Genomic DNA, 18,575 nt, shown 5'->3' with positions numbered 1-18,575 from the left:
CTTCAACAACGGCGCGCTGACGCTCACCTCGCTGCGCGGCCCCATCGCCCGCTTAGACTCCACGTGTCCGTCCCGAAGTCGGCGCACCCAACCTACCGCAGGTCGCACCGGTATTCACCGGGCATCATCGGCCGGAAGGAAGCGACGTGAGCAGCGGCGAGCCCGGCCCTACCCTTCGACAGCTCGGCGAGTTCGGCATGATCGACCGACTGCTGGCCGGCCGTCGACAACCGCCGACGACCGCGCTGGGACCCGGTGACGACGCGGCCGTGGTGGTGGCCGGCGACGGGCGCACCGTGGTCTCGACGGACATGCTCGTGCAGGATCGGCACTTTCGGCTGGACTGGTCCACACCGGCGGATGTCGGGCGCAAGGCCGTCGCGCAAAATGCGGCCGATATCGAGGCGATGGGTGCGCGGCCGACCGCGTTCGTCGTCGCCTTCGGCGCACCGCCCGAGACCCCCGCCGCACGGGTCAGCGACCTGGCAGACGCGATGTGGGACGAGGCCGGCAGGATCGGAGCCGGCATCGTCGGGGGTGATCTGGTCAACTGTCCGCAGTGGGTGGTGGCCGTGACCGTGCTGGGCGACCTGGCCGGGGCTGCGCCGGTGCTTCGAGCGGGGGCACGACCCGGGTCGGTGGTCGCCGTCACCGGCGAGCTGGGATATTCAGCCGCTGGATATGCCTTGTGGCGCAGCGGAATTGAAGGGTTCGATGAATTGCGGCGGCGTCATCTGGTGCCGCATCCGCCCTACGGGCAAGGTCGGGCAGCCGCCAAAGCCGGTGCGCAAGCAATGATCGACGTGTCCGACGGTCTTGTCTCCGATCTGCGGCACGTCGCCCAGGCGTCCGGGGTCGGCATTGCGTTGTCCACGGCAGCATTGGCCGCCGACCACCAGGCCCTGACGACGGCCGCTGAGGCCGTGGGAGTTGACCCGTGGTCGTGGGTGCTCGGCGGGGGAGAGGACCATGCGCTGGTCGCCGCGTTCGCCGGTCCGGTTCCGGCGGGGTGGCGGATAATCGGCCGCGTGCTCGACGGCCCGGCCCGGGTGCTGGTCGACGGGACAGAGTGGCGCGGATACGCAGGCTGGGAGTCCTTCAATGGTCGTTAGGGTAGCGGCGTGACCGTGTATGCGATCGCCCAACTCAGGTTCACCGACCGCTCCGCCTACGACCGCTACCAGGCGAAGTTCATGGAGGTCTTCTCTGGATACGCCGGCACCCTGCTGGCCGCCGACGAATCTCCGCAAGTCGTGGAAGGCCAATGGGACCGCGACAAGGTGGTATTGATGTCGTTTCCGGACGAGGCGGCCTTCCGGTCTTGGGCGGAATCGACTGAATACCAACGTATCTCGCAGGATCGGCGTGCGGGTGCCGACACTGTGGTGTTGCTGGTGAAAGGGCTGTCGTGACTGCACGCCCGTTAAGTGAATTGGTCGACGACGGGTGGGCGCGCGCGCTGGGGCCCGTGGCGGAGCAGGTGGCGGCGATGGGTCAATTTCTGCGCGCTGAGATCGCCGCTGGGCGGCGCTATCTGCCGGCCGGGCCGAATGTCTTGCGTGCCTTCACTTTTCCTTTCGATCAGGTACGGGTGCTGATCGTCGGCCAGGATCCGTACCCAACGCCCGGACACGCGGTGGGGCTTAGCTTTTCGGTGGCCCCGCACGTTCGGCCATTGCCGCGCAGCCTGGAGAACATCTTCGTCGAATATGCCAGCGATCTCGGCTATCCGCTGCCGTCGTGCGGCGATCTGACGCCGTGGGCGCAGCGCGGGGTGATGTTGCTGAACAGGGTGCTCACCGTGCAGCCCGGAAATCCCGCGTCACACCGGGGCAAGGGCTGGGAGCCGGTCACCGAATGCGCGATCCGTGCCCTCGTGCAACGGCAGCAACCGATGGTGGCCATTTTGTGGGGTCGCGACGCGTCGACGCTAAAGCCGATGCTGGCGCAGGGCGACTGCGTCGCGATCGAGTCGCCGCATCCCTCGCCATTGTCGGCGTCCCGGGGCTTCTTCGGTTCGCGACCGTTCAGCCGTGCCAACGAACTGCTGGAGAAGATGGGCGCCGAGTCCGTCGATTGGCGGCTGCCCTAACCCGCTACCGCGAAGCGGTGGCGCAAACGTCAGCCGCGGGTGACCTTGCCCGCCTTGATGCACGATGTGCAGACCTTGAGCCGCTGCTTGTTACCGCCCGGACGAGTCACGGCATGCACCGTCTGAATGTTGGGGTTCCACCGGCGGCTGGTCCGGCGGTGGGAGTGCGACACCGACTTGCCGAAGCCGGGGCCCTTCCCGCAGATATCGCACACGGCGGCCATTGCGAAGCTCCTCGAGTTTCCCGGGGCCAACAACCGAGCTACGGGTGACCCGACGACCTGGCCAGGATAACCGGCGCAGTGGCGAACCGCCAAAACCATGAACAGCGCCGATACCGTATGAACCAGTGCTGTCGGCGTTACTCGTTAGGCTGGCGCCACCGGAGGAGGTGGGCCAGGTGGTGTCCGATGCGGCTCAGTCGGGTCGTCTGCTCGACGCATCCGCGCTGCGCGACTGGGCGCACACCGCCGTCAGTGACCTGATCGGTCACATCGACGAGATCAACCGCCTCAACGTGTTCCCCATCGCCGACGCCGACACCGGCACCAACATGCTGTTCACCATGCGCTCGGCGCTGGCCGAGGCCGACGTCGAAGACAGCCCCCGCGACGTGGCCCGGGTGGCGGCCGCCCTATCGGCCGGTGCGTTGCATGGCGCGCGCGGCAATTCCGGAGTGATCCTGTCGCAAATCCTGCGGGGTATCGCCGACGTCACCGCCACTGCGGCCGCACAAGCCGGTGGCGAGCTGCGCGACATCGACGCCACCCTGCTCGGGACAGCGCTGCGGCGCGGTGTGGGCCTCGTCGTCGGCTCGATGGGCGGACAAGAGATCGCCGGCACCATCGTGTCGGTGCTGCAGGCTGCGGCCAGCGCGGTCGAGGAATGCGCGAACAACGGAGAAGGCCTCGCACGCGCGGTAACGGCCGCATGTGACGCCGCGGTCGTCGCGCTGGAGAAAACTCCTGAGCAGCTGGGCGTGCTCGCCGATGCCGGGGTGGTCGACGCCGGCGGCCGGGGCTTGCTGGTGCTTCTCGACGCGCTCAGCGCGACCATCACCGGACGCGCGCAGGTTCGGACGGTGTACGAGCCGTCGCCGCGGCAGCCACCGGCCGATGCGGCGGCCCAACACCGGGGTCCGCAGTTCGAGGTGATGTATTTGCTGGGTGGTTGCGATGCCGCCGGCGCCGACGCGCTACGTGATCGGCTTGGCCAACTCGGCGAATCCGTTGCCATCGCGGCCTCGGCATCCGACGCGGTCGGCGGCTACTCGGTGCACGTTCACACCAATGACGCCGGCGCCGCCGTGGAGGCCGGTCTGGCCTTCGGCACACCGCGCCGGATCCAGATCTCGGCGCTCACCGGCAGCGGGACCGGGCTGCCGCCGGGCAGCTGGGCGCGGGAGCGGGCGGTGCTGGCCGTGGTCGACGGCGACGGGGCGGCGGAGCTTTTCACTGGAGAGGGTGGGTGCGTGCTGCGACCCGACCCGCAGGCAGCGGACCCGACCACGGCGGTCACCGCGCAGCAGCTGTTGCGGGCGCTGGTGGATACCGGCGCCGCCCAGGTGATGGTGTTACCCAACGGGTATGTCGCCGCGGAAGAACTCGTGGCCGGCTGCACTGCCGCCATCGGCTGGGGCATTGACGTGGTGCCGCTGCCGACTGGGTCGATGGTGCAGGGGCTGGCCGCCTTAGCCGTACACGACCCAGAGCGGCAGGCGGTCGACGACGGTTACACCATGGCCCGCGCAGCAGGCGCTGCTCGGCACGGCTCGGTGCGCGTCGCGACGGGGCAGGCCCTGACCTTCGCCGGCCCGTGTCAACCCGGCGATGGCCTAGGCATCGCCGGCGACGAGGTGTTGATCGTGGCCGAGGACATCGGCTCCGCGGCGACTGGCCTGGTCGATCTGTTGCTGGCCGCCGGCGGTGAACTGGTGACGGTGTTGCTCGGCGCCGACGCGGATGCCGACGCCGTCGAATCGACACTGGAATCCCATGTCCACGACCATCATCCGGGCACTGAACTGGTGAGCTACCGCACCGGGCATCGCGGCGACGCATTGTTGATCGGGGTCGAGTAGCCGTGGTGGCGTTGACCGACCGGCTGGATTGCATCCTCGGCGCCAAATCGGCCGACCCGCTCGACGAGGTATTCGGCATCCGTACCGTCGACGACCTGTTGCGCCACTATCCGCGCAGCTATGTGCAGGGCACGGCGGTGCGTGGTGTCGGCGACGAGCGGCCGCCGGCCGGCGAGCACATCACGCTCGTCGACACCATCACCGCGGCGGTGTCACGGCAGATGCCAAAGCGCCCTAAAGAGAAGTATCTGGTCATCACGATCGGCTCTGGCCGCAACAAGGTGACCGCCACGTTTTTCCACGTCAAGACCTGGTTTGAAAAGCAACTCAGCGAAGGAACGCGGATCATGCTGTCCGGCGAGGTGGGCTACTTCCGAGGCACCATGCAGCTCACCCATCCGGACTTCCTCGTGCTGGATTCCCCGGATGGCAAGGACCACGGCAGCAAATCACTGCGCATGATTGCCGGCGCTTCCAAGAAGGTCAGCGGCGAAGTCCTGCAGTCGGAGTTCGAACAGGCCTTTTACCCGATCTATCCGGCCAGCACGAAAGTGCAAAGCTGGGACATCTACGCGTGCGTGCGCCAGGTGCTCGCCGTGCTCGACCCCGTACCGGACCCGCTGCCTGAAACGGTGGCCGCCGAGCACGGCCTGATCTCCGAAGACCGGGCGCTGCGCGCCATTCATCTCGCTGAAAGCGAGACCGACCGCCAACATGCCCGTGACCGGCTGACTTTCGACGAAGCCGTCGGTCTGCAGTGGGCGCTGGTAACTCGCCGGCACGGCGAACTGTCCGAATCCGGGCCGTCGGCACCCCATCGATCGGACGGGCTGGCCGAAAAACTACTGCACCAGTTGCCTTTTGAGCTCACCGCGGGCCAGTGTGAGGTGCTCGAAGTGCTGCGTGGCGAGCTTGCCGCCACCCGCCCGATGAACCGGCTGCTGCAGGGCGAAGTGGGCTCCGGCAAGACGATCGTGTCGGTGTTGGCGATGCTGCAGATGGTCGACGCCGGCTACCAGTGTGCGCTGTTGGCCCCGACAGAAGTGCTTGCGGCCCAACATCTTCGATCGATCCGCGAGGTGCTGGGGCCGCTGGCGATGGGGGGGCAGTTAGGCGGTGCCGATGACGCCACCCGGGTGACGTTGTTGACCGGTTCGATGTCGCCGGCCCAGAAGAAACAGGTGTATGCCGATATCGCCAGCGGGCAGGTGGGTATCGTCGTCGGCACCCATGCCCTGCTGCAAGGCGGAGTGGAGTTTCACCGGCTGGGCATGGTGGTTGTCGACGAGCAGCACCGTTTCGGGGTAGAGCAGCGAGACAAGTTGCGCGCCAAGGCTCCTGCCGGGATAACACCGCATCTACTGGTGATGACGGCCACACCCATACCGCGAACCGTCGCGCTTACCGTCTACGGCGACTTGGAAACCTCCACGTTGCGCGAACTTCCGCGGGGCCGCCAGCCGATCGCGACGACGGCAATCTTTGTCAAGGACAAGCCGGCATGGCTGGAGCGCGCCTGGCGGCGCATCATCGAGGAAGTCTCAGCCGGACGCCAGGCCTACGTCGTGGCGCCGCGGATCGACGAGACCGACGACCCTGGGCAGACCGAAGAGGGCGGTCGGCCCTCGGCGACCGCGGTGGACCTCTTCGCCCGGCTGCGTCGCAATGAATTGGCCGGCCTGCGGCTGGGTCTCATGCACGGGCGGCTGCCCACGGAGGAGAAGGATGCGGTCATGGCGGCGTTTCGCGCCGGGCAGATCGACGTACTGGTGTGCACCACCGTCATCGAAGTGGGCGTCGACGTGCCGAACGCCACGGTGATGCTGGTGATGGACGCCGACCGGTTCGGCATCAGCCAATTGCATCAGCTGCGCGGCCGCATCGGTCGAGGCGCCCACCCAAGTGTGTGTCTGCTGGCGACCTGGGTGTCGCCGAATTCGCGGGCAAGCCGGCGTTTGCGCGCGGTCGCCGGAACCCTCGACGGATTCGCCTTGGCTAACCTGGATCTCAAGGAGCGCAGAGAAGGAGATGTGTTGGGCCGCAGCCAGTCTGGGCGTGCAATTACCTTGCAGCTCCTGTCGCTGGCTGAGCATGAGGAACTGATCGTAGCCGCGCGCGATGTATGCGAGCGAATCTACGACGAGAATCCCGGCCATTCCGGATTGGCGCTCTTGGCAGCGCCGTTCATTACCAGCGAACGCATCGAGTATTTGGACAAAGCATGAACGCGCCGGCGACGATGCAGAGCGGAGCGATGAGGAGGAGCGGCCCTTATGAATAGGAAGGTGCTGCTGTGGCTGTCGGCGCTCGCAGTGCTCGCAGTGGTGGTCGCCTATCAGGTGGTGGCATCATCGGCGGGACAGCGCGCGGATGAGTTCGCCGCGCGCGCCGACGTTCCGACCGTTCAACCGGGCACCGACGTGTTGGGCGGAATCATCGTGGTGCCGGCCAGAATTCATCGCTACGACTACCGCCGCGCGGCATTCGGGGATGCGTGGGACGACGACAACGATGCACCGGGCGGGCACAACGGCTGCGATACCCGCGACGACATCCTCAACCGCGATCTTGTCGACAAAACTTATGTGTCGATCAAACGCTGCCCCGACGCCGTCGCGACCGGCACGCTGCACGACCCGTACACCAACGCCACTATCAACTTCCAGCGCGGCGCCCGCGTTGGGGCATCGGTGCAGATCGACCACATCGTTCCGCTGGCCTATGCCTGGGACATGGGCGCTTATGACTGGCCGTATCCCCAGCGGCTGCGCTTCGCCAACGATCCGGCCAATCTGGTGGCCGTCTCGGGACAGGCAAACGAAGACAAGGCCGATTCCCAACCGGCCCTATGGATGCCACCCAATACCGCGTTCTGGTGCCAGTACGCCGTGCAGTACATCGCCGTGCTGCGCGGCTACGCGCTGCCCGTCGACCAACCATCCGCCGACGCCTTGCGACGGGCCGCGGCCACGTGCCCGGCGGGATAGTAGGCGCGAGCAGACGCAAAAGCACCCGAAAACAGCTGCAAATAGGGGCCTTTGCGTCTGCTCGCGATCCTTACATGCCCGTGTATGTCAGCGGGTCCTCGCGCACCCGAGTGCCGTCGTTGAGCCCGTTGAGGGCGTCCATGTGCTCGGCGGCCAACTCGAAGTCGAAGATGTCTAAATTGCTTGCGATGCGTTCGGGCTTGCCGGAGCGGAAGATAGCCGAATTGCCCATTTGCACGTTCCAGCGCAGCAACACCTGCGCCGGTGTCCGGCTGTACTCGGCGGCGATGGATGTCACTGTCGGGTTGTCCAGCAGCTGGCCCAGCGCCAGCGGACTGTAGGCCTGGGTGACGACATTGTGCTGCGCGTTGGCCTTGCGCAGCTCGGCCTGGTTGAGCAGCGGGTGCAGCTCGATCTGGTTGACGGCGGGCGTGAAGAAGCTCAGGTCGATGACCGTCGAAACATGCTCCTCGGTGAAATTGGACACGCCGATCGACTTGGCGTAGCCGTCGCCGCGTACCTGGATCATGCCGCCGAAGCTGTCCACATATTTGCCGAGCTGGGGGGCCGGCCAATGGATCAGATAGAGGTCGACATAATCCAGGCCGAGCCGCTCCAGGCTTGCTTTGCAGGCTTCTTGGGAACTGGTGAACCCCTGGTCGGAAGTGGCCAACTTGGTGGTGACGAAAAGTTCGGCCCGGGGAATCCCCGACGCTGCAATGGCCCGCCCGACCGCGGCTTCGTTGCCGTATACCGCTGCGGTATCGATCAGCCGGCAGCCGATTTCCAGCGCTGCTGACACAGCGTGCTCTGTCTGCGCGTCGGACAGTTCCGCGACCCCGAGGCCGAGCACCGGCATCGTGTTCTCGTCGTTGAGTGTTATAGAGGGACTAGAGGGGCTGGGGCCGCCCGACATCACTTCACCTGCCTGTGAAATTGAAGGTTCGTGGATCTGGGCCAAGCCGGGTTCCGTCATCGAGCGAGGAGATCGACGCCATCTCGTCCGCGCTGAGCTCAAAATCGAACACGTCGAAATTACTCGCAATCCGTGCAGGGTTCACCGACTTGGGGATCACGATATTACCGAGTTGGATATGCCACCTAATCAACACCTGGGCGGGCGTGCGGCCGCACCCTTCCGCGACTGCGGTGATTGTCGGATGAGTTAGCAACGAGCCCTGTCCCAGCGGAGCCCACGCCTCGGTGGCGATGCCGAGCTGGGCGTGCAGCTCCCGCAATGCGGTCTGAGGAAATCGCGGATGCAGCTCGACCTGATTGACAGCAGGGACGATGCCGGTGGCATCGATGAGGATTTTCAGATGCTCGGGTTCGAAGTTGCTCACCCCAATCGAGCGGATCCGGCCCTGGTCGCGCAACTGCGCGAACGCCTTGAAGGTGTCGACGAACTTGCCCCGCGAGGGCACTGGCCAGTGGATCAGATACAGATCGAGGTAATCGACCCCGAGCCGTTCGATGCTGGCCTCGAACGCCGCCAGGGTGCTGTCGTAACCTTGGTCGGCGTTCCACAGCTTGGTAACCAAGTAAATTTCATCGCGGGGTATGCCAGATTCGGCGACCGCTAGAGCCGTTTCGCGTTCGTTGTTGTACATTGCCGCGGTGTCGATGTGCCGGTAACCGGCCTGCAAGGCGGCGCGCACAGCTTGTTCGGTGTCTGCGGGTGAAACCTTGAAGACGCCGAATCCGACCAGGGGGATCGAATTACCGTCGTTCAGCGTGACTAGGGGAGCAGCCATGCCGAAAAGTCTGCCAGGCGCGCCTGGTGTCCATCTGGGAGCGCTGCGACCTCCGGCCCGGTGGTCCAGTCGCTTGCAGAGCGGTGCCACCACCCTCGGGCTGAAGGTTATTCCGTGGATCCCGAACGGCGCCAAGCGAATACTGTCCGGCGGGCGCTCGGTCATCATCGACGGCAACACGCTTGATCCCACCCTGCAGTTGCTCTTGGCCGCGCAAAGGGCCGTCGGAATCAACGGCTTGGTCGTGAACGACGACCCGGGCGCGTCCCGCATCCAGGCACGCGAGGTCGCCGTCGCTTTCGGCGGTCCGCAGATCCACGTCGCGGTGAGCGACACAGCGATTCCCGGACCGGCTGGCGACATCCCGGTTCGGCACTACCGCCCGGCCAACGCCGACCTGACGCCGTTGCTGGTCTTCTACCACGGCGGCGGCTGGGTGATCGGCGACCTGGACACCCATGATGGGCTGTGCCGGTTGGCGTGCCGCGACGCTGGCATCCAGGTGCTGTCGGTCGACTACCGGCTGGCCCCCGAACACCCTGCGCCGGCCTGCATCGACGACGCCTACGCGGCGTTTCGGTGGGCCTGCGAGCACGCCGCTGACCTCGGGGCTGGCCCGGGCAAGATTGCCGTCGGCGGTGACAGCGCGGGCGGCAACCTGGCGGCGGTCGTGTCCCAGTTGGCGCGCGACGACGGCGGTCCGACGCCGCTGCTGCAGTGGCTCATCTACCCGCGCACCGACTTCACCGCCCAGACCCGCTCGATGTCCCTGTTCGCCGACGGTTTCATCCTGACCAAGCACGACATGGACTGGTTCACACAGCAATACCTGGGCGATTCTGATGTGGAGCCGACGGATCGGCGGGTCTCGCCGCTGCTAGCCGACAACCTGTCGGGCCTGCCGCCCGCGCTGATCGCGATTGCGGGTTTCGATCCGCTACGCGACGAGGGCCAGCAATACGCGACCGCGCTGCAAGCGGCCGGAAACCCTGTCGACCTGCGGTATTTTAGGTCGTTGACGCATGCCTTCACCAATTTGTTTCCGCTCGGTGGTGGCAGCGCGGTCGCCACTTCCGAGCTGATCTCGGCGCTGCGCGCACACCTTAGCCGGGTCTGACCCAGTCGCCGGTACTCTAGAGACGCTATCGCCGACCATCGAGGGTGAGGATCAGCAAATCTGTGGCCAGCAAAGCTAACCGCCCCGCGCGCTACGACTTGAAGAGCGCCGACCGCAGGCGCAATCTGCTCATCCAGATCGGGCTCACCGGAATTGTGGTGCTCTTCGCGGTCGGCCTGGTGCTCTATATCGTGACGACCCATGGCCACAAGCCTTCAGCCGGCAAGCCGGTGCGGGTGACCTCGAGCAAGCTAGTCACCAAGGACGGAACCAAAGATCCCAAAGCCGTGGTGGCGTTCTACGAAGATTTCCTGTGCCCGGCCTGCGGCAACTTCGAGCGGACGTTCGGCCCGACCGTGTCCAAACTCATCGACAGCGGCGCCATCGCCGCCGACTACTACGTGGTCGGCATCCTCGACAGTGCCCGCAACGACAACTATTCGTCGCGAGCCGGTGCGGCGGCCTACTGCGTCGCCGACGAATCGATCGACGCGTTCCGCCGCTTCCACACCGCGTTGTACACCAAGAACCTGCAGCCCTCCGAGACCGGCTCGAGGTTTCCCGACAACGCGCGTTTGATCGAGATCGCCCGCGAAGCCGGTGCGGCCGGCAAGGTCCCCGACTGCATCAACAGCGGTAAGTACGTCCCAACCATCGACGGCATGGCGTCGGCCACCGGCATTCACGCCACGCCGACCATCCGCATCAACGGGCAAGACTACGAACCGTCGACGCCGCAGGCGCTGGTCGCCAAGATCAAAGAGATCGTCGGTGACGTCCCGGGCCTCGACACGGCTGCCACCCCGGCCGCGTCGTGACAGCGGCGGTGTCGGCGCAACCCGCACGGCCGGCCGACGATCTGGCGGCGCGTTCGGTGTCGGTGGCGTTGCCCAGCGCATGGTGGGTGCTGATCGCCGGCGTCCTGGGCTTGATCGCGTCGGTGACGCTGACTGTGGAAAAGATCAACCTCCTGACCAATCCGTCGTATGTACCGTCGTGCAACTTCAACCCGGTGGTGTCGTGCGGATCGGTGATGGCGACCCCTCAGGCGTCGGTGCTGGGTTTTCCGAATCCGCTGATCGGCATCGCCGGGTTCACCGTGGTCGTGGTAACCGGCGTGCTAGCAGTGACGAAAATAGCTCTTCCGCAATGGTATTGGATTGGACTAGCCGCGGGGACACTGGCCGGTGTCGTGTTCGTGCACTGGCTGATATTCCAAAGCCTGTTTCGCATCGGCGCGTTGTGCCCGTACTGCATGGTGGTGTGGGCGGTTACCATCCCGCTGCTGGTGGTGGTCGCTTCGATCGCCTTTCAACCTGGGGACACGGCCAGCACAGTAGGGCGCACGCTCTACCGTTGGCGATGGTCGATTACCGTGCTGTGGTTCACCGCGCTCATCTTGTTGATCTTGGTTCGGTTCTGGGACTACTGGTCGACACTCTTCTAGCTCGACGACAAGGGCGGTGAGCTGCTGGTGGTGGTGAACTGACGCGGATCATTGCCGGTGCCGCCCGCGGGCGGCGTCTCGCGGTCCCGCCGCGCGGAACAAGACCGACCACGGATCGGGTGCGCGAGTCCTTGTTCGATATCTTGACCGCGCGGCTGGAGTTGACCGGGTTGTCGGTGCTCGACCTGTATGCCGGCTCCGGAGCGCTCGGGCTGGAGGCGTTATCACGCGGAGCCGCCTCGGCGCTGTTCGTCGAGGCGGATCAGCGGACAGCGGCGGTGCTCGCCCGCAACATCGAGGCCATCGCCCTGCCCGGCGCAACGCTGCGCCGCAGCACCGTTGCATCAGCCGTGGCCGCCGATGCGGACCACCCGGTCGACCTGGTACTGGCAGATCCGCCCTATGACCTCGACACCGCCGAGATCGAGTCGGTTCTGGCTATGTTGACCGCGCATGGATGGGCGGGTCCGGGAACCGTGGCGGCAGTAGAGCGCGCCGCCGCCAGCACGCGGCTGACGTGGCCGGCGCGCTGGATTGCGTGGCCGCATCGGATTTATGGCGACACCCGGCTGGAACTCGCCGAACTGAGCCGCGCTAACAGCTGAGCGGCGCCTGCTACCGTCATCGGTCATGACCGCCGGCGACGATGCAGAGCGCCGCGATGAGCAGGAGCGGCGCATATGAGTGGCGCGGTATGCCCGGGATCGTTCGACCCGGTGACACTGGGCCACATCGACATCTTCGAACGCGCCTCTGCGCAGTTCGACGAAGTGGTCGTCGCCGTCCTCGCCAACCCCTCAAAAAAGAGCATGTTCGACCTTGGCGAGCGGATCGCGATGATCAACGAGTCGACCACGCACCTGCCCAATTTGCGGGTGGAAGCCGGGGAAGGCCTGGTGGTCGACTTCGTCAGGGCCCGCGGCATGACCGCCATCGTCAAAGGTCTGCGCACCGGCACCGACTTCGAATACGAGCTGCAGATGGCGCAGATGAACAAACACATCGCCGGTGTCGACACGTTCTTCGTGGCGACCACGCCACAGTATTCGTTCGTGTCATCGTCGCTGGCTAAAGAAGTTGCGATGCTCGGCGGCGACGTGTCTGACCTGCTTCCCGAACCGGTGAACCGCCGCCTGGCCGAAAAGCTGCGCGTGTACAACGGCTAGCGGCCACCGTCGACGCCGACGTCGACGTCAGCGGGCGAACGCATGAAAAAACCTGCCCTACTGTCGGTCTGGGCGCTAGTGGCAGTGATTGTGCTGTCCGTGGTCGTGCTCCGCTTCGGGGGAGCCGCCCATCATGCGAAGCATCGGCACTCCGCCGGTGGCCACGAATCTGGCGACCAGAATCGCGGCGATGACGACGAACACGATGTTCAGCCACGTGGTGTAGTTCCACGAGATTCCAGCATGCATCACCGTTGCATTGCGGTGGCTGGGAACTAAATGCGCTGCGCTGAAAAGCAATTCGACAAGATAGCCCGCGGCAACCATCGATGCGTAGAAGGTACCCAGCAGCGTCAGCATCATCGCTGTGCCGTAGTACTTCCGGTAGATGTTGAGGATGGGCAGGATCAGCAGGTCAGCGAAAATGAATGCGACCACACCGCCGAAACTTATGCCTCCGTTCCACAGCACCGCGGCCAGTGGCACGTTGCCGATCGAGCAGACAAACGACGCGATGGCCACAACGGGTCCCACGATTGGTCCCCACAGGCCCGACAAAATCGGATGCTGGGTGAAAAAGAATGTTTGCCAAACTGATTCGGGCACCCAGGCCGCGATGGCGCCGGCAATCATTAGCCCAAGCACAAGGTCGCGCAGGATCGCCGCCCACTCCATGGCGAATACATGTGAAACCGAGGTAAAGCCCTGCGGCGAAAAGAGCCGCCGCCAAAAGGAGCCTTCACCTTGAACCGACATGTCCATCGCGGCATGGCCTTCCATGACACCGGCGACTCCGCGCTCAGCCTGTCGGCGCGCCGCGTCGATGAGTCGCGAGCGAACGAACAGCCGGAATAACACAGCCAAGATCACGATCATCAGTGGGCCGCCGACGAATTCGGCCGCGGTGAACTGCCAACCCATCAGCAAGGCCAAGATGATTCCCAATTCGGCCACTAGATTGGTAGAGCCGATTTCGAATGCCATTGCGGCGGTGAAGTCAGCGCCTTTGCGGAACAGCGACCGGGCCAACGCTACGGCGGCATAGGAACACGACGATGATGCGGCACCCAACCCGGTGGCCACCGCCAGAGTGCGGGGACTGTCGTCTCCCAGCAGGGCCACGATCGTCGAACGGCGCACGACCGCCTGCACCAGCGCCGACAGAAGGAACCCCAGCACCAGCGCCCAGAGGATCTCCCAGGTCATCGAGCCCGCCAGCGCCAAGGCGTGCCCGACCGCATTCAGCACTCTGTCCAACAGATCCTCCTCTTTACCAGCTCGGGCCCGACATCATGCTACCCACGCCTGCGGATACCCTCTGGGGGTATACACCTGTGCGTGCACCGACGCCGGGCCGTTGCCGCTGATCCCGCCAGGCCGACATAATGGCGCCGAGTGTGCAGTGAGCGGCACCGCTCCGGAGCGGCCAATGTCCGACACACCGGGCCCGGCAGCACAGTCACAGGTGCAACAGCAGGCACACTGGTAACAACAACGATGCCGGGAGGGTGTTGCCGTGTACCGAGTGTTTGAAGCGCTGGACGAGCTTAGCGCGATTGTCGAAGAGGCCCGCGGTGTGCCGATGACCGCCGGCTGTGTGGTGCCCCGCGGCGACGTGTTGGAGCTGATCGACGATATCAAGGACGCGATCCCCGGCGAACTCGACGACGCCCAAGATGTGCTCGATGCGCGCGATTCGATGCTGCAGGAGGCCAAGGCGCACGCCGACGCGATGGTTTCCTCGGCAACCACTGAGTCGGACTCGATGCTCAACCACGCGCGCGCCGAGGCGGACCGCATCTTGTCCGAGGCCAAGGCGCAGGCCGACCGCATGGTCGGTGAGGCCCGCCAGCACAGCGAGCGGATGGTCAGCGAAGCCCGGGAAGAGGCTGTCCGCATCGCGGCCTCGGCCAAACGCGAGTACGAGGCCAGCACCAGCCGCGCCAAGGCCGAATGCGACCGGCTGGTCGAGAGCGGCAACATCTCCTACGAAAAGGCCGTGCAAGAAGGCATCAAGGAACAGCAGCGGCTGGTGTCGCAAACGGAAGTGGTGCAGGCGGCTCACGCGGAGGCCACCCGCCTGATCGACGCGGCGCACGCGGAGGCAGACCGGTTGCGCGGCGAGTGCGATATCTACGTCGACAGCAAGCTTGCCGAGTTCGAGGACTACCTCAACGGCACCCTGCGCTCGGTGAGCCGTGGTCGTCACCAACTGCGGACGGCCGCCGGTACGCACGACTACGCCACCCGGTAGCAGGGCAATCGGGCAGGAGCCCGGCACTTAAGCTCCGGCCCTAGGAGCTAGCCCTATGGTCGGCGGCATCAGGTTGCCGGGACCGTAGGATTGGGATATGGCGAGGCAGCACAGCTCGATGGCACAGCGACCGCCGATCTCGCCGCTGATTGTCAACATCGCACGGCTGGGCCGGCGTCCCGGAGCGGTGTTCGCGCTGCATGACACGGTCAACAGTCCTTCCCGTATCGGGGTGGAGCTGATCGCGATTCAGCGCGGTGCGCCGCTGGAACTGGATCTGCGGGTCGAGTCGGTGTCGGAAGGGGTGCTGGTCACCGGTACCGTGGCGGCGCCGACGACGGGCGAGTGTGCGCGTTGCCTGACGACAGTGAGCGGACGACTGCAGGTCGACCTGACTGAACTGTTCGCGTACCCCGATAGCCTGACCGACGAGACTACCGATGAGGGCGAGGTTGGACGGGTTGTCGACGACACCGTCGACTTGGAGCAGTCCATCATCGACGCGGTCGGCTTGGAATTGCCCTTCTCGCCGGTGTGCCGGGCTGATTGCCCGGGCTTGTGCCCGGAATGCGGTATCCCGTTGGCAACCGCTGAGCCGGGTCATCACCACGACCTCATCGACCCGCGCTGGGCCAAGCTATCTGGACTGCTTGATGCAACCGAGGGCGACCGGTGACACGGCCGCACCAGCCGCTGCTCGATGCACTGGGGGTCGACCTGCCCGACGAATTGCTGTCCTTGGCGTTGACGCATCGCAGCTACGCCTACGAGCACGGCGGTCTGCCCACCAACGAGCGCCTGGAGTTTCTGGGTGACGCAGTCCTGGGACTGACCATCACCGATGAGCTGTTCCATCGCCACCCCGACCGGTCAGAGGGCGACCTCGCCAAGTTGCGCGCCAGCGTCGTCAACACCCAGGCGTTAGCCGATGTGGCGCGCAAGCTGACCGATCAGGGTCTCGGCGTCCACATGCTGCTGGGCCGCGGTGAGGCCAACACCGGCGGAGCCGACAAGTCCAGCATCCTGGCCGACGGCATGGAATCGTTGCTGGGTGCCACCTACCTGCACCACGGCATCGACACAGCGCGCGAAGTGATTCTGCGGTTGTTCGGCCCGCTGCTGGACGCCGCGCCCACGTTGGGCGCAGGACTGGATTGGAAGACCAGCCTGCAGGAACTGACCGCGGCGCGCGGCCTGGGCGCACCGTCATACGTGGTGACCTCCACCGGCCCCGACCACGATAAGGAATTCACCGCCGTCGTCGTCGTAATGGACACCGAATACGGTACCGGGGTGGGCCGGTCCAAGAAGGAAGCGGAGCAAAAAGCAGCAGCCGCGGCCTGGAACGCGCTCGACAGCGCCTGATCTCGATGCCCGAACTGCCCGAAGTCGAGGTGGTGCGGCGCGGCTTGCAGGCCCACGTGGTGGGAAAGACCATCACGGCGGTCCGAGTCCACCACCCCCGCGCCGTACGCCGTCACGAGGCCGGCCCGGCCGATCTGAGCGCGCGCCTGCTGGGCGCGCGCATCACCGGCACCGATCGTCGCGGCAAGTATTTGTGGCTGACATTGGACGAGGCGGACACCGCCCTGGTGGTTCATCTCGGCATGAGCGGACAAATGCTGCTGGGTACCGTCCCGAATACCGCGCACCTGCGCATTGCGGCGGTGCTCGACGATGGGACGGTATTGAGCTTCGTCGACCAGCGCACGTTCGGCGGCTGGCTGCTGGCGGATCTGGTAACGGTTGACGGCAGCGCGGTGCCCGTTCCTGTCGCGCACCTGGCCCGCGACCCGTTGGATCCTGAATTCGACGCAGACGCGGTGGTTAACGTGTTGCGGCGCAAGCATTCTGAGATCAAGCGTCAGCTGCTCGACCAGACCGTGGTGTCGGGGATCGGCAACATCTACGCCGACGAAGCACTGTGGCGGGCAAAGGTGCACGGCTCACGTGTGGCCGCTACGCTGCCGCGTCGAGCGCTGGCGGCGGTGCTCGAAGCGGCCGCCCAGGTGATGCGCGACGCGCTGGCGCAAGGCGGCACCTCGTTCGATTCGTTGTACGTCAACGTCAACGGCGAATCCGGTTACTTCGACCGGTCGCTGGACGCCTACGGCCGCGAAGGGAAGAACTGCCGACGCTGCGGCGCGGTGATCCGCCGCGAGAAGTTCATGAACCGCTCGTCTTTCTATTGCCCCAAGTGCCAGCCGCGCCCGCGGGCTTCGAGTGTGCGCTTGGGGCGTTGAGTGTGCGCCGGGGGCGACGACACGCCGAGCGGCACCGCCCAGGACGCACACCCGATGGTGGGCGGTGACTCAATCGAAGATGTCGCGTCGCGCGGTCCCCGCGGGTAACGCCGGATCGACGAACCACTCGCGGGGGAATAGCAGGCCGAACGCTTGGGGTGGCAGTCGCTGCAACAGCCCGAACGCGCGCGCAGCTAGACCGGAGGTGCCGATTTGCGAGCGGTGGGCGGCGAACGCGTCTCGCTTCTGGCGCGCAAAACGAAAGACGTCGATCCGGTGGGTGATGGTTGCCCGCGGCGCGTACGCGGTTCGGGCGATGTCCGGCTCGTACGGTGCCGGCAGTCGCAGCAGACGAGCGAGATGTCCGATCCGCACAAGTAACTCGCGCGGCATCGTCGCCTCGAGCACCCGCGGGGTCGCTGCAAGTTCGACGGCGCGCTTGCCGACGTGATGCACCTGCACATGATCACGGTGGCCGTAGCCACCGTTGCGCTGGTAGCTGATCAGCAGATCGGCGGCTTCTGCGCGAAGTATTTCGGCGAGCCGCTGCCCCGCCTCATCGACGTCGGCTCGGGCGAACCTTACCCGTCCGGGCGGATCGGGGCAGAAGAGCTGGCCGTAGCCGCTGTCGGCGTAACCAAGGCACTCGACCCGCTGCACTCCGAGAATGCTTGCGCTCGAATGCAATTCGTCCACCCGGAGATTGTCTTCCTCATTGTTCATCCGCCCGTCGGTGGCCGTGACGAGAACCACGCGATGCCCGGCTGCCGCCGCACGCGCGAGCGTGCCCCCGGTGAGAATCACCTCGTCGTCCGGGTGCGCGTGGAAGGCGACCACGGTGGCCATGGAACGCAGTATGCCCGCCGGGTGCTTGGGCGAAGTCGACGTTGCCCCGCTGCTCTGTTGAGCGCTACCGACGATCTCGACGCACTGACGGCACGGTAAGAAAGAACCCATGACGCAACTGTGGGTGGAGCGCACCGGGGTCCGCCGCTACACCGGGTACAGCTCGCGAGGCGCGCAGGTTTTGGTCGGCTCCGAGGATGTCGACGGCGTCTTCACGCCCGGCGAACTGCTCAAGATCGCCCTCGCTGCGTGCAGTGGAATGGCCAGCGACCAGCCGCTGGCCCGTCGTCTCGGCGACGACTACAAGGCGGTGGTCCGGGTGTCCGGCGTGGCCGATCGCGAGCAGGAGCGCTATCCGCTGCTGGAGGAGAGCCTCGAGGTCGACCTGTCCGGTTTGACCGACGCCGAAGCAGAGCGCCTGCGCGCCGTCGTCAACCGCGCCATCGACCAGGTGTGCACGGTGGGCCGCACACTCAAGTCGGGAGCCCAAGTCAACTTCACGGTGGCCAATGGCGGAGTCTGACGTTCGGCTTACCGCCTTGGTCCGGGGGCGGGTGCAGGGAGTGGGCTTTCGCTGGTGGACCCGCTC

At 65.7% G+C, this 18,575-nt stretch carries 22 protein-coding genes; 17 read left to right on the top strand and 5 right to left on the bottom strand.

Annotated features, from left to right (window positions below):
* The first annotated feature begins 146 nt into the window (after positions 1-146).
* The 3 genes from ACFE99_RS12040 to ACFE99_RS12030 are packed head-to-tail and all read left to right on the top strand — an operon-like array spanning position 147 to position 2,092.
* Positions 147-1,112: a thiamine-phosphate kinase gene (locus ACFE99_RS12040; protein WP_375485511.1), complete on the top strand. Its 966-nt coding sequence runs from the start codon at positions 147-149 to the stop codon at positions 1,110-1,112.
* Between the two features lie 9 nt (positions 1,113-1,121).
* Positions 1,122-1,412 (top strand): DUF1330 domain-containing protein, encoded by a 291-nt coding sequence (locus tag ACFE99_RS12035; RefSeq protein WP_375485509.1) that lies wholly within the window; start codon positions 1,122-1,124, stop codon positions 1,410-1,412.
* Entirely contained in the window at positions 1,409-2,092 is a 684-nt protein-coding gene (locus ACFE99_RS12030) for a uracil-DNA glycosylase (RefSeq protein ID WP_375485507.1), read from the top strand. Before ACFE99_RS12035 ends, ACFE99_RS12030 begins: the two co-directional genes overlap by 4 nt.
* A 29-nt stretch (positions 2,093-2,121) precedes the next feature.
* On the opposite strand, the gene rpmB is transcribed toward ACFE99_RS12030, so the two are convergent.
* On the bottom strand, positions 2,122-2,316 hold the full coding sequence (gene rpmB, locus ACFE99_RS12025; protein WP_375485505.1) for a 50S ribosomal protein L28: 195 nt from the start codon (positions 2,314-2,316) through the stop codon (positions 2,122-2,124).
* Positions 2,317-2,483: 167 nt separating this feature from the next.
* Between rpmB and ACFE99_RS12020 the strand changes: the two genes are divergently transcribed.
* From ACFE99_RS12020 to ACFE99_RS12010, 3 genes are read left to right on the top strand one after another with little or no spacing between them, the layout of a single operon-like run.
* Positions 2,484-4,172, top strand: a complete 1,689-nt coding sequence (locus tag ACFE99_RS12020; RefSeq protein ID WP_375485503.1) for a DAK2 domain-containing protein — start codon at positions 2,484-2,486, stop codon at positions 4,170-4,172.
* A gap of 2 nt (positions 4,173-4,174) precedes the next feature.
* A complete protein-coding gene (gene recG, locus ACFE99_RS12015) occupies positions 4,175-6,397 on the top strand; it encodes an ATP-dependent DNA helicase RecG (protein ID WP_375485501.1) in 2,223 nt (740 codons plus the stop codon).
* A gap of 48 nt (positions 6,398-6,445) precedes the next feature.
* Complete coding sequence (locus ACFE99_RS12010; RefSeq protein ID WP_375485499.1) at positions 6,446-7,159, top strand: HNH endonuclease family protein; 714 nt, start codon at positions 6,446-6,448, stop codon at positions 7,157-7,159.
* A 70-nt stretch (positions 7,160-7,229) separates the two neighbouring features.
* Here ACFE99_RS12010 and ACFE99_RS12005 read toward each other — a convergent pair whose 3' ends face one another.
* Together ACFE99_RS12005 and ACFE99_RS12000 are read right to left on the bottom strand one after the other, a co-directional pair.
* Entirely contained in the window at positions 7,230-8,075 is an 846-nt protein-coding gene (locus ACFE99_RS12005) for an aldo/keto reductase (RefSeq protein ID WP_375485497.1), read from the bottom strand.
* Between the two features lie 4 nt (positions 8,076-8,079).
* The gene (locus tag ACFE99_RS12000; RefSeq protein ID WP_375485495.1) at positions 8,080-8,913 is read right to left on the bottom strand and encodes an aldo/keto reductase; all 834 of its coding nucleotides are present in this window, start codon (positions 8,911-8,913) and stop codon (positions 8,080-8,082) included.
* Between ACFE99_RS12000 and ACFE99_RS11995 the strand changes: the two genes are divergently transcribed.
* The 5 genes from ACFE99_RS11995 (at position 8,912) to coaD (ending at position 12,643) form a co-directional block, all read left to right on the top strand.
* Positions 8,912-10,030 (top strand): alpha/beta hydrolase, encoded by a 1,119-nt coding sequence (locus ACFE99_RS11995; RefSeq protein WP_375485492.1) that lies wholly within the window; start codon positions 8,912-8,914, stop codon positions 10,028-10,030. The genes ACFE99_RS12000 and ACFE99_RS11995 overlap by 2 nt on opposite strands.
* Before the next feature lie 62 nt (positions 10,031-10,092).
* Positions 10,093-10,848 carry a DsbA family protein gene (locus ACFE99_RS11990; RefSeq protein WP_375485490.1) on the top strand — a complete coding sequence of 252 codons (756 nt, stop codon included), beginning with the start codon at positions 10,093-10,095 and terminating at the stop codon, positions 10,846-10,848.
* Positions 10,845-11,477: a vitamin K epoxide reductase family protein gene (locus ACFE99_RS11985; protein WP_375485488.1), complete on the top strand. Its 633-nt coding sequence runs from the start codon at positions 10,845-10,847 to the stop codon at positions 11,475-11,477. Before ACFE99_RS11990 ends, ACFE99_RS11985 begins: the two co-directional genes overlap by 4 nt.
* Before the next feature lie 38 nt (positions 11,478-11,515).
* Entirely contained in the window at positions 11,516-12,082 is a 567-nt protein-coding gene (rsmD, locus tag ACFE99_RS11980; RefSeq protein WP_375485515.1) for a 16S rRNA (guanine(966)-N(2))-methyltransferase RsmD, read from the top strand.
* A gap of 75 nt (positions 12,083-12,157) precedes the next feature.
* Positions 12,158-12,643, top strand: coding sequence for a pantetheine-phosphate adenylyltransferase (gene coaD, locus ACFE99_RS11975; protein WP_375485486.1), 486 nt, complete (start codon positions 12,158-12,160; stop codon positions 12,641-12,643).
* A gap of 75 nt (positions 12,644-12,718) precedes the next feature.
* Here the strand turns inward: coaD and ACFE99_RS11970 are convergent, their stop codons facing one another.
* Positions 12,719-13,900: a permease gene (locus ACFE99_RS11970; RefSeq protein WP_375485484.1), complete on the bottom strand. Its 1,182-nt coding sequence runs from the start codon at positions 13,898-13,900 to the stop codon at positions 12,719-12,721.
* Between the two features lie 259 nt (positions 13,901-14,159).
* On the opposite strand from ACFE99_RS11970, the gene sepIVA reads away from it, so the two are divergent.
* From sepIVA to mutM, 4 genes are all read left to right on the top strand, one after another.
* The gene (sepIVA, locus tag ACFE99_RS11965; RefSeq protein WP_375485483.1) at positions 14,160-14,897 is read left to right on the top strand and encodes a cell division protein SepIVA; all 738 of its coding nucleotides are present in this window, start codon (positions 14,160-14,162) and stop codon (positions 14,895-14,897) included.
* A gap of 97 nt (positions 14,898-14,994) precedes the next feature.
* Positions 14,995-15,573 (top strand): DUF177 domain-containing protein, encoded by a 579-nt coding sequence (locus ACFE99_RS11960; protein ID WP_375485481.1) that lies wholly within the window; start codon positions 14,995-14,997, stop codon positions 15,571-15,573.
* Positions 15,570-16,262, top strand: coding sequence for a ribonuclease III (rnc, locus tag ACFE99_RS11955; protein WP_375485479.1), 693 nt, complete (start codon positions 15,570-15,572; stop codon positions 16,260-16,262). The genes ACFE99_RS11960 and rnc overlap by 4 nt, the downstream gene beginning before the upstream one ends.
* 5 nt (positions 16,263-16,267) lie before the next feature.
* Positions 16,268-17,140: a DNA-formamidopyrimidine glycosylase gene (mutM, locus tag ACFE99_RS11950; protein WP_375485477.1), complete on the top strand. Its 873-nt coding sequence runs from the start codon at positions 16,268-16,270 to the stop codon at positions 17,138-17,140.
* Between the two features lie 69 nt (positions 17,141-17,209).
* Here mutM and ACFE99_RS11945 read toward each other — a convergent pair whose 3' ends face one another.
* The gene (locus tag ACFE99_RS11945; RefSeq protein WP_375485475.1) at positions 17,210-17,986 is read right to left on the bottom strand and encodes a PIG-L deacetylase family protein; all 777 of its coding nucleotides are present in this window, start codon (positions 17,984-17,986) and stop codon (positions 17,210-17,212) included.
* Between the two features lie 109 nt (positions 17,987-18,095).
* Between ACFE99_RS11945 and ACFE99_RS11940 the strand changes: the two genes are divergently transcribed.
* Entirely contained in the window at positions 18,096-18,509 is a 414-nt protein-coding gene (locus ACFE99_RS11940) for an OsmC family protein (RefSeq protein ID WP_375485473.1), read from the top strand.
* A partial coding sequence (locus tag ACFE99_RS11935) for an acylphosphatase (protein ID WP_375485513.1) occupies positions 18,496-18,575 on the top strand: 80 nt, incomplete at its 3' end. The genes ACFE99_RS11940 and ACFE99_RS11935, both read left to right, overlap by 14 nt.

This window comes from uncultured Mycobacterium sp. (assembly GCF_964249325.1).
In the GTDB taxonomy this organism is placed as follows: Bacteria; Actinomycetota; Actinomycetes; order Mycobacteriales; family Mycobacteriaceae; genus Mycobacterium.
This window is presented reverse-complemented; position numbering and strand designations above follow the sequence as displayed.

What these genes read in the sequence shown, in the direction of transcription:
- ACFE99_RS12005 (WP_375485497.1), bottom strand. Translation starts at nt 8,075, where the DNA reads ATGTCGGGCGGCCCCAGCCCCTCTAGTCCCTCTATAACACTCAACGAC.
- ACFE99_RS11960 (WP_375485481.1), top strand. Translation starts at nt 14,995, where the DNA reads ATGGCGAGGCAGCACAGCTCGATGGCACAGCGACCGCCGATCTCGCCG.
- ACFE99_RS11945 (WP_375485475.1), bottom strand. Translation starts at nt 17,986, where the DNA reads ATGGCCACCGTGGTCGCCTTCCACGCGCACCCGGACGACGAGGTGATT.
- coaD (WP_375485486.1), top strand. Translation starts at nt 12,158, where the DNA reads ATGAGTGGCGCGGTATGCCCGGGATCGTTCGACCCGGTGACACTGGGC.
- ACFE99_RS12000 (WP_375485495.1), bottom strand. Translation starts at nt 8,913, where the DNA reads ATGGCTGCTCCCCTAGTCACGCTGAACGACGGTAATTCGATCCCCCTG.
- ACFE99_RS11940 (WP_375485473.1), top strand. Translation starts at nt 18,096, where the DNA reads ATGACGCAACTGTGGGTGGAGCGCACCGGGGTCCGCCGCTACACCGGG.
- ACFE99_RS12010 (WP_375485499.1), top strand. Translation starts at nt 6,446, where the DNA reads ATGAATAGGAAGGTGCTGCTGTGGCTGTCGGCGCTCGCAGTGCTCGCA.
- mutM (WP_375485477.1), top strand. Translation starts at nt 16,268, where the DNA reads ATGCCCGAACTGCCCGAAGTCGAGGTGGTGCGGCGCGGCTTGCAGGCC.
- ACFE99_RS11995 (WP_375485492.1), top strand. Translation starts at nt 8,912, where the DNA reads ATGCCGAAAAGTCTGCCAGGCGCGCCTGGTGTCCATCTGGGAGCGCTG.
- rpmB (WP_375485505.1), bottom strand. Translation starts at nt 2,316, where the DNA reads ATGGCCGCCGTGTGCGATATCTGCGGGAAGGGCCCCGGCTTCGGCAAG.